Here is an 8396-nt window from a genome sequence, read left to right as displayed (position 1 = left end):
ATTTGTCTAAGAACTTGCCCCAGCAAAGCGGGTGGCAAAGGTAATTACTTCTTTTATATCTGGCAAATCTTTTTTTAAATCTTTCAACCTAATTTAGTTTCGCTTTTCAATAATGTAGTAAGAACGTCTGCGTTGTTGCGGGTGCAAAAGTAGTGCGTTTATTGGCTTCTACAAGCTTTTTATTTGATTATTTTAAATGTTTTTTTTAATGCGTTGGTGTTGTGTGTGTTGCCATTTGTTTTTTTTGAAAACCAAGTTCTGTTTTTCACTCCCCTGCCCTAGCCGCGGTAGTAGTGGAAATCCTCGAGCGTATTTGCCCATTTTTTCTTGCCTGTAAAAGAGCGACTAAAAGAAGCTCCTTTTATAAGGATAGAAAAAAAAGGCAAATAAGCGAGAGATTGAAACGGATAACGCGAAGAAGCTACAGAGGATTTAAACTTTAATCATCGCGTTTGAAATCCCACGGTTGAAACCGTGGGGTATGGGTGGGAAAGGATAAATGAAAATATTATAGCTATCATCGACGATAGGTAGATGAAAATGCCACGGTTGAAACCGTGGGTTGTGCATGGGATAAGAACTTTTTGTCATCGCGAACTTGAGAACATTTCTTCTCTAAAAGCAATTTTCAAAATTACACCTTAGAGCTTACTATTCCGTAATCGCAATGCATTTGCAATTACCGATACTGAACTAAAGCTCATTGCTAAGGCAGCAATCATTGGCGAAAGTAAAACCCCAAAAAACGGATATAAAACTCCAGCCGCTATTGGAATCCCAAGTACATTGTAAAAAAAGGCAAAAAATAGGTTCTGATTGATATTTTTCATCACTGCATGACTTAGGTTTTTAGCTTTTACAATTCCTTGTAAATCGCCTTTTACTAAAGTTATTTTAGCACTTTCGATAGCTACGTCAGTTCCAGTTCCCATAGCAATTCCAATGTCGGCTTGTGCCAAAGCTGGAGCATCGTTGATACCGTCACCTGCCATCGCCACAATTTTACCTTCGGCCTGTAAACGTTTAATTTCATTTAATTTGTCTTCTGGCGAACAACCTGCTTTAAAAGAGGTTAAATTCAATTCTTTAGCAACTGCTTTTGCTGTATTTTCATTATCCCCTGTAAGCATAATCACCTCAACGCCCTGTCGTATTAATTCTTGTATCGATGTTTTGCTCGTTTCCTTTATTGCATCACTAATAGAAATGAAACCCAAGGCAACGCCCTCAACAGCTATATATGATACCGTTTTTCCCAGTTTTTGTTCAGCACTAATTTTATATTCCAAATCTTCTGTCACTTTTGCTTCTATTTGTTCCATCAAACTTCTATTTCCAAAAGCCACTTTTTTATTTGCAACAGTTCCAATTACTCCTTTTCCAGCTATAGCTTCAAAATCATTCACTTCAATCAATGAAATTTGTTTTAATTTGGCAAACTTGATGACGGCTTCCGCCAAAGGATGTTCGCTATACTGATTTAAAGAAGCGCAATTTTGCAATAATTCGTTTTCATTATTTTCTATTGCAAATACTTTTTCGACAGATGGCTTTCCTTCGGTAATTGTGCCGGTTTTATCGGTTATCAATACATTAACTTTGTTCATGTTTTCTAAAGCTTCAGCATTTTTTATCAAAACCCCAGACTGTGCTCCTTTTCCAACACCAACCATTACTGACATGGGCGTTGCTAAACCTAACGCGCAAGGGCAAGCAATAATCAAAACAGCAATAGCATTTATAAATCCATAAACCATCGCTGGTTCTGGACCAAAAGTAGCCCAAACTATAAAAGTGATTATTGATGCAAGAACAACTGTTGGCACAAAATACTTTGCAATTCTATCTGCTACTTTTTGAATAGGAGCTCTGGAACGACTGGCAGAATTTACCATTTGTACAATTTGCGAAAGCATCGTTTCAGATCCCACTTTTTCAGCAACCATCACAAAAGATTTATTTCCGTTTAAAGTTCCTGCAATAACGGTATCATTTATGTTTTTATCAACCGGAATGGGCTCACCTGAAATCATTGATTCATCAATTGTACTTTCTCCATTTGTGATTTTTCCGTCAACAGGAATTTTATCTCCCGGCTTTACACGCAAGGAATCTCCTTTTTTAATATCATGGATAGCAATCAACTTATCTACGCCATTACTAACAAGAGTAGCTTCGGTTGGTGCTAATTTCAATAATTCTTTTATTGCTCCACTGGTTCTACTGTGGGCTTTGGCTTCTAATAACTGACCTAATAATACTAAGGTTAATATAACCGTTGTGGCTTCAAAATAAAGGTGAACTGTGCCGTGATGCGTTTTAAACTCGTTAGGAAAAATATCTGGGGAAAATAAACCAACCAAACTAAATAAAAAAGCCACACCAGATCCAATACCTATTAGTGTAAACATATTTAGATTCCATGTTAAAATAGATTTCCACGCCCGAACAAAAAATATCCAACATGCATAGAAAACAACTGGTAGCGATAAAATTAGTTGTGCCCAATTCCATGTTTGTGTATCCAAGACTTTAAGTAGTGGATTATTAGGAATCATATCAGACATGGAAATTATAAAAATAGGCACTGTAAAAAATAGTGCTATTTTCATTTTGCTCCATAAATCTAGATATACCTTGTTTTCTTCACTATCCTTTGGTTCAAGTGGAACTAAATCCATACCGCAAATAGAACAAGAACCAGGATGATCTTGTATAATTTCTGGGTGCATAGGACAAGTAAACTCTATTTTAACGGCAGCTAAATCGGGTGCTTTTACTAAATCCATTCCGCAGACCGGACAATCGCCTGCATCATCATAGACTTTTTCACCTTCACAAAACATGGGACAGTAATATTTTCCCGCAGCATTTTTAGGATGTTCTACGACTACTTGTTCAACTGGTAAATGTAAATCATTGGGATTAAAGGCCTTTATTGAATAACTTCCAGCTTTGGAAAGTGCCTCTTGGAATTGATCAGTTTGAACTGGTTTTTGCATCGTAATAGTAGCAATTGGCGGCTCTAAGGTAACAGTAGCTTCTATTCCTTCCAAATCATTTAAAGCTTTTTCAACTTTGGTGCGGCAACCATCGCAAAACATCCCAATTATAGTATATTTGAACGTCATTGAAGTATAGTATTAATTTAAAAACAAAAATACCATTAACAATAGTAAAGACACTTATACAATTCTGGATCTCTTCTGTATCATTTATAGATTTTCAATAAGCTGTCTTGTATGTTCTTTGCCATTTTTAAAAGATGTTGGCGTAACACCAGTAACTTTTTTAAACTGTTTGCTTAAATGAGAAGGACTGCTGTAATTCAGCTGAAATGCAATTTGGTTTAAATTCAATTCATCATAAACGATTAATTCCTTAACCCTTTCTATTTTTTGAAGTATAAAATAGTGTTCGATAGTGTTTTTTTCCTGCAGTGAAAACAGATTGCTGATATAACTGTAATCTTGTCCTATGGCAGTTCCTATGTACTCAGACAAACTAATTTTAGAATCATTGTCTTTAAAATAGACCAAGTCAGTAATTAAATTTTTAATCTTTTCTACTACACGACTTTTTTTATCATCAATGATTTCGAAACCCAAAGCCACAAAATTTACATTAAGCAGCATTTGTTGTTCCTTATCTAAATTTTCAGATATGGTTGCAATTCCCAATTCTACTGAAATGGTATTAAGTCCAAACTTTTCTAATTCGGACTTTACTACCATAATACATCGGTTGCAAACCATGTTTTTAATATAAATTTTCATTTTTATTTTATAGTCTCCACTACTTCACCACATTTTAGCATTTTAGAACCATAATATGGATTCTTAATGGCCTTTTCTTTACTTAGCCAATGCGCTCCTTTTCCATCATTTGCCATTGGACAAAATTGATAATAAACTGGTGATTCAAACTTCGCTACTTTCATCAAATCGTACATTTTTTTTGATAATGAAGTAAAATGTATTCTTTGTGTTTTGATATCCGAAGTTCCAGCAATAGCTTTGGAATCAGCCGTTACATTTTTCATTACTTTCATCCAAACTGTGTGAACCTCGTTTGAAAGTTCTTTCATTTTTACATTAGTCAAAGCAGCGACTAATAATTTAGCTTTGGCAGCAGCCGATGGGCCATTTGTACTAACTAATTCATCTTTTAATAAAAAATAATTAGTGAAAACAACGTTCAATTTTTTATCACTAAAATTCAATTTATTTGGAGACTTTGAAATAATCTCTTCATTATTGATTTTCTCCGGCGATTTGTTAACAATTGCTGCATCAGCATTAGTAATTGACAACAATATAATCATTGTCATTAAAGCATTTTTTATGTTATTCATCATTATTAATTTTAAGGTTAATTGGTACAACACTTTTTCAAGATAAAAATATAATTTTTTAATTTCTCTAAATTAGCACATTTAAACGTGAAATACCTTATTTACTGGATAATCATGCATTTATCTTAAATTTTATTCTAATAATTATCTGGAAAAAATTTAGAAATATTTTTTTTCCGCTTCAAATAATTACCCAAAATAAATTTTGGCAATTTTAGTCATCTCCCACATATAAAGAAAGCCAATAACGGAATCATCTATTTACTTATTCACACCTAAAATAGCATTCATAATTGACTGTGATAATGACAATATAATGCTAAAAATTAACGCAGTCCAAAACGAGTCAACTCCAAAACCGCCTACAATTTTAGTACACAACAAAATTAAAAGTGCATTGATTACTAGTAAAAAAAAACCTAAAGTGAGAATTGTGACCGGCAATGTAAAAATTACTAATATTGGTTTTATAAAAATATTTAGTAATCCAAGCACTATTGCAACATAAAAAGCAGTTGTAAAAGTGGCGACGTGCACCCCGGGCATGAGATTCGCAATCAATAGAACTAAGACTGCTGTGACCACTATTTTAATCAGTAAATTCATATTTGTTTTTTAAGGTTAATCTATTTAATTTGCAAATTGTAATATCCGAATCATTTATAAAAACATATTATATAGACAGTCTTTAAAAAAATTTAAGAGTCTGTTCTAAAAAATCCGTGTTATTTCGCACAGCTTTATTCTTGATCCTGATTAAAATTCTTTTTTTTAGCTGACAAAGATACACATTAGACGTTCTATTGCAACAAGACCTATTTAATATGACACCGTTCTATTGCGTTTTTTTAAATAGTAATGCCACAAAATATAAGTAGCAAATGAGCGGTACGGACTCCATTTTTGAGCGTGACTTTCTATCGCTTCTTTATCATTTATTCCAAGCAGTTCTTTGATCGTAGTTACCACTGCAATATCACCTAGAGGTAATAAATCTGGAGCTTGTAAACAAAACATCAAGTAAATATCAATTGTCCAGTTTCCTATTCCTTTAATTTTAATTAGCTCAGCGCGTACTTCGGCTGCAGTTTTAGTAGATAGACTTTCTAAATTAAGGTTTTCATTGATGAGCGCTGTTGCCAAAGCTTTGATATAAGATATTTTTTGGCGGCTTACGCCAAAATTCCTAAATTCTTCATCCGATAAATGAATAAGAACATCTGGCTCTATACTATCTACGCCACCTTTTATTTTTAGGAAAGTAGCTTTAGCAGAATCGATCGAAACTTGCTGTTCCAAAATTAGCAAAACTAATGTCTCAAAACCCTGTGGACGAACTGGTATAATGGGAAGTCCATACTTTTCTATAATTATTTTAAATACAGTGTCTTTTTCTTTAAGATAATCGAAGGCTTCTTGCATGACAGTTAAGTTTAAAATTGCAGAAAATGTCCTTAAAAATTAAAACCAAATGAACCTTTAATAGTAAAGCGATTCGTATCCGGCACATTGAGATAGTTACCTCTCCAGGTAAAATCTACGCGAAGTAATTTAAAAATATTTCCAATTCCGGCGCTATATTCCCAATATCCCTTCTCGGGCGCGGTGTAAATTAAACCAGATGCATTTATGGCTCGATTTGCATCAGAGATGTTTCCATAAACTCCTTTTACAGATACAACTTCTCTCCAGTTGAGTTTACGCATAAATGGAATTCTAGAAAATAATCGACCATTGAAATTGTGATTCCATTGAAAAGTTGCGTACTGATCTGAAACAAACTCATAAAAATTAAGATTGTTGAAAGCATTTTCTACCGTGAAAAAAGTTTGATTCCCTGGAATAACGCTCATTAGTCCAAGAGGAACTGTTCCAAATGTTTTTCCGAGTTCAATTATAAAATTGGTACGACCAAGTGGACCAATAATAAAAGGTTGCTTGTAATACAACTGAATTTTGTCATACTGAAAATCACTATCTAATAATCCTTTAAAACCGTGGCTGTAATTTACAAAAAAGCGACTATACGGACTGTCAACATTCTCCCGCTCAACGGCAAATCCGATCGTTTTTCTTTTAGGAGTGTATTCTACTTGCAAATTAATTTCAGACTGCTTTACATCACTTTTCGTAATTCCATTTACATTATCTATAAAATAATCTAAACTAAATGTATTGGAAGCAGATTCGAGTGTGCGATAAGAAATTCCGCTTTGGAAAGTTAAATTTTTAACCGGTTCTATTTCTATTGCAATATTACTCAAATTGATACTAGTCAATTTTCCGTTGTTGCCTGATGCAAAAACTGCTGAAGATGCAAAACTTCGGCCCAAAACATCATAGGTTGTAGTTAGGCTTGCACCAATTTGTTCAATATCGCGTCGATTCCCACCTGAAATAATAAGTCGGTTTTTCTTATCTAGCATCCATTTGCCAGATAATCCATATTTAAATTTATCATCATTAAAGCCATAGGCGGTGTAACCTTGCAGTCGCCATGTATCATTTACACCAAAATAAGTTCTTCCTCCCGTTCTTAATCGTACGCCTTCCACTTCGTTATAACCAAATGTGGAAAAAATAGGACCATAATCAAAGTTACCAAACTGCACAAAACCACTACCTAAAATTTGAACCGTACTGTAGATCTGCTTGAATCGCTTTACTGTTTGCAATGTGTCTAACATTTTATATACGCCCAGCTCGTCCTTAGATAAATTTTCAAAACGGTTTTCTTCCCAATATTCATCTGATTTACCATATACATCGGGATCCAAATAGTTAACCTCATCTTTATAAAATGCAGGTGGCTTTTCAATATTGAATTTGTGATTTCTAAAAAAAGTGGTTCTTTTACCATAAACGCCTTTAGAATTCTCTTTCTTATTTAAAGCAAAATCAGACATTAAATAATCCTTTGTTAATAAAAATACAGAGTCGCTTACCACTTCGAATTCCTGCTCCAAGTAAATATCTTTAACCCAATTAATATTAGCGCTTTTAGTAACCGCCATGTTAATTTTTTTTATTGCAAAAGTCGAGTCATTAACCCAAAAATCTCCTTTAAAAGTCAGTTCATTTTTACGTCTTGGATAAAATACTATATTATAACACCACTTATCATCAATATAAGCACTATCTCTCAAGATATAATTATAAACATCAACTCCTGTCTTAGAAAGTGGGCTGGTAAAACTTTTGTCAAAAAAAGTTAAGTAATTATTATAAATATCATAGTTCGAATAAAGGTCTTTTACAAAACTTAAAATTTGTTGATTACCATTAAAGCCAGAAGTTTTATTCGCTTTAATTTTCTCTTTCACTTTCTTTAGCTTCAGATCTCCGTAGACATCAGCCAAAGCTTCGTTAACAAAAATGGGCAGATATGTTTTACCAGTAACTTTGGACGTATCCATTTGGTTGAAAATAAATTCCATCCCTTTAAACAACCTATTTTTCATAAAAGCACTGTCTATAGAATTTACATCGAATTCTACTTTTTCGTACTTCTCTAGTTGGTATTGATTAAAAAGATAAAGTCCGTTTTTACGTTTTTTCTCCCAAATTTTTCGCAGAATATCTAACGCTGGGTTATTTTTTTTGGACGTTTTACCGGTGTAAATCACTACTTCATTTAAACTTTCGGCTCCATTTAATTGAATTTTCATGTTATAAGTAACTGGTTTTTCCAAAGTAATTTCTTTTTCCGAAAAACCTACAGATGAAATTAAAATTAAGTTGTAATTTTTTGCAGATTCGAGATAAAACAAACCATCTTCATTAGCTACAATTCCTTCACTTGAATTTTTAAAAACAATATTAGCAAATGGAATTGGCTGACTTTGTTTATCTACTACAACACCGCTTACTTTAGTTTGTGAGCATATTGTTAAAGTTGACATTAAAACAAAAAGCGTTAAAAACAAAAATTTCTTTTTCATAATCATTCAAAAAAAAACTTCATCAAATAATAATTGATGAAGTTTCAAATATAGTTATTCTCTATGTTGAAATAATAGTTGTTACTAAATGAAATTGTTAA

General features: G+C 33.1%; 6 protein-coding genes. All 6 read right to left on the bottom strand.

What is annotated here, in order from left to right:
* Positions 1-641: 641 nt before the first annotated feature.
* The gene (locus tag BUB42_RS12855) at positions 642-3131 is read right to left on the bottom strand and encodes a heavy metal translocating P-type ATPase (protein ID WP_073021020.1); all 2490 of its coding nucleotides are present in this window, start codon (positions 3129-3131) and stop codon (positions 642-644) included.
* Between the two features lie 84 nt (positions 3132-3215).
* Positions 3216-3776, bottom strand: coding sequence for a helix-turn-helix domain-containing protein (locus BUB42_RS12850; RefSeq protein WP_073021017.1), 561 nt, complete (start codon positions 3774-3776; stop codon positions 3216-3218).
* Between the two features lie 2 nt (positions 3777-3778).
* Complete coding sequence (locus tag BUB42_RS12845) at positions 3779-4354, bottom strand: DUF3347 domain-containing protein (RefSeq protein ID WP_073021062.1); 576 nt, start codon at positions 4352-4354, stop codon at positions 3779-3781.
* 261 nt (positions 4355-4615) lie between these two features.
* On the bottom strand, positions 4616-4960 hold the full coding sequence (locus BUB42_RS12840; protein ID WP_073021015.1) for a phage holin family protein: 345 nt from the start codon (positions 4958-4960) through the stop codon (positions 4616-4618).
* Positions 4961-5173: 213 nt separating this feature from the next.
* Entirely contained in the window at positions 5174-5776 is a 603-nt protein-coding gene (locus tag BUB42_RS12835; RefSeq protein WP_073021013.1) for a DNA-3-methyladenine glycosylase family protein, read from the bottom strand.
* 32 nt (positions 5777-5808) lie between these two features.
* Positions 5809-8295, bottom strand: a complete 2487-nt coding sequence (locus BUB42_RS12830) for a DUF5686 and carboxypeptidase-like regulatory domain-containing protein (protein ID WP_073021011.1) — start codon at positions 8293-8295, stop codon at positions 5809-5811.
* Positions 8296-8396: the final 101 nt, after the last annotated feature.

The sequence above is a fragment of the Flavobacterium micromati genome, from assembly GCF_900129585.1.
Classification (GTDB): Bacteria; Bacteroidota; Bacteroidia; order Flavobacteriales; family Flavobacteriaceae; genus Flavobacterium; species Flavobacterium micromati.
This window is presented reverse-complemented; position numbering and strand designations above follow the sequence as displayed.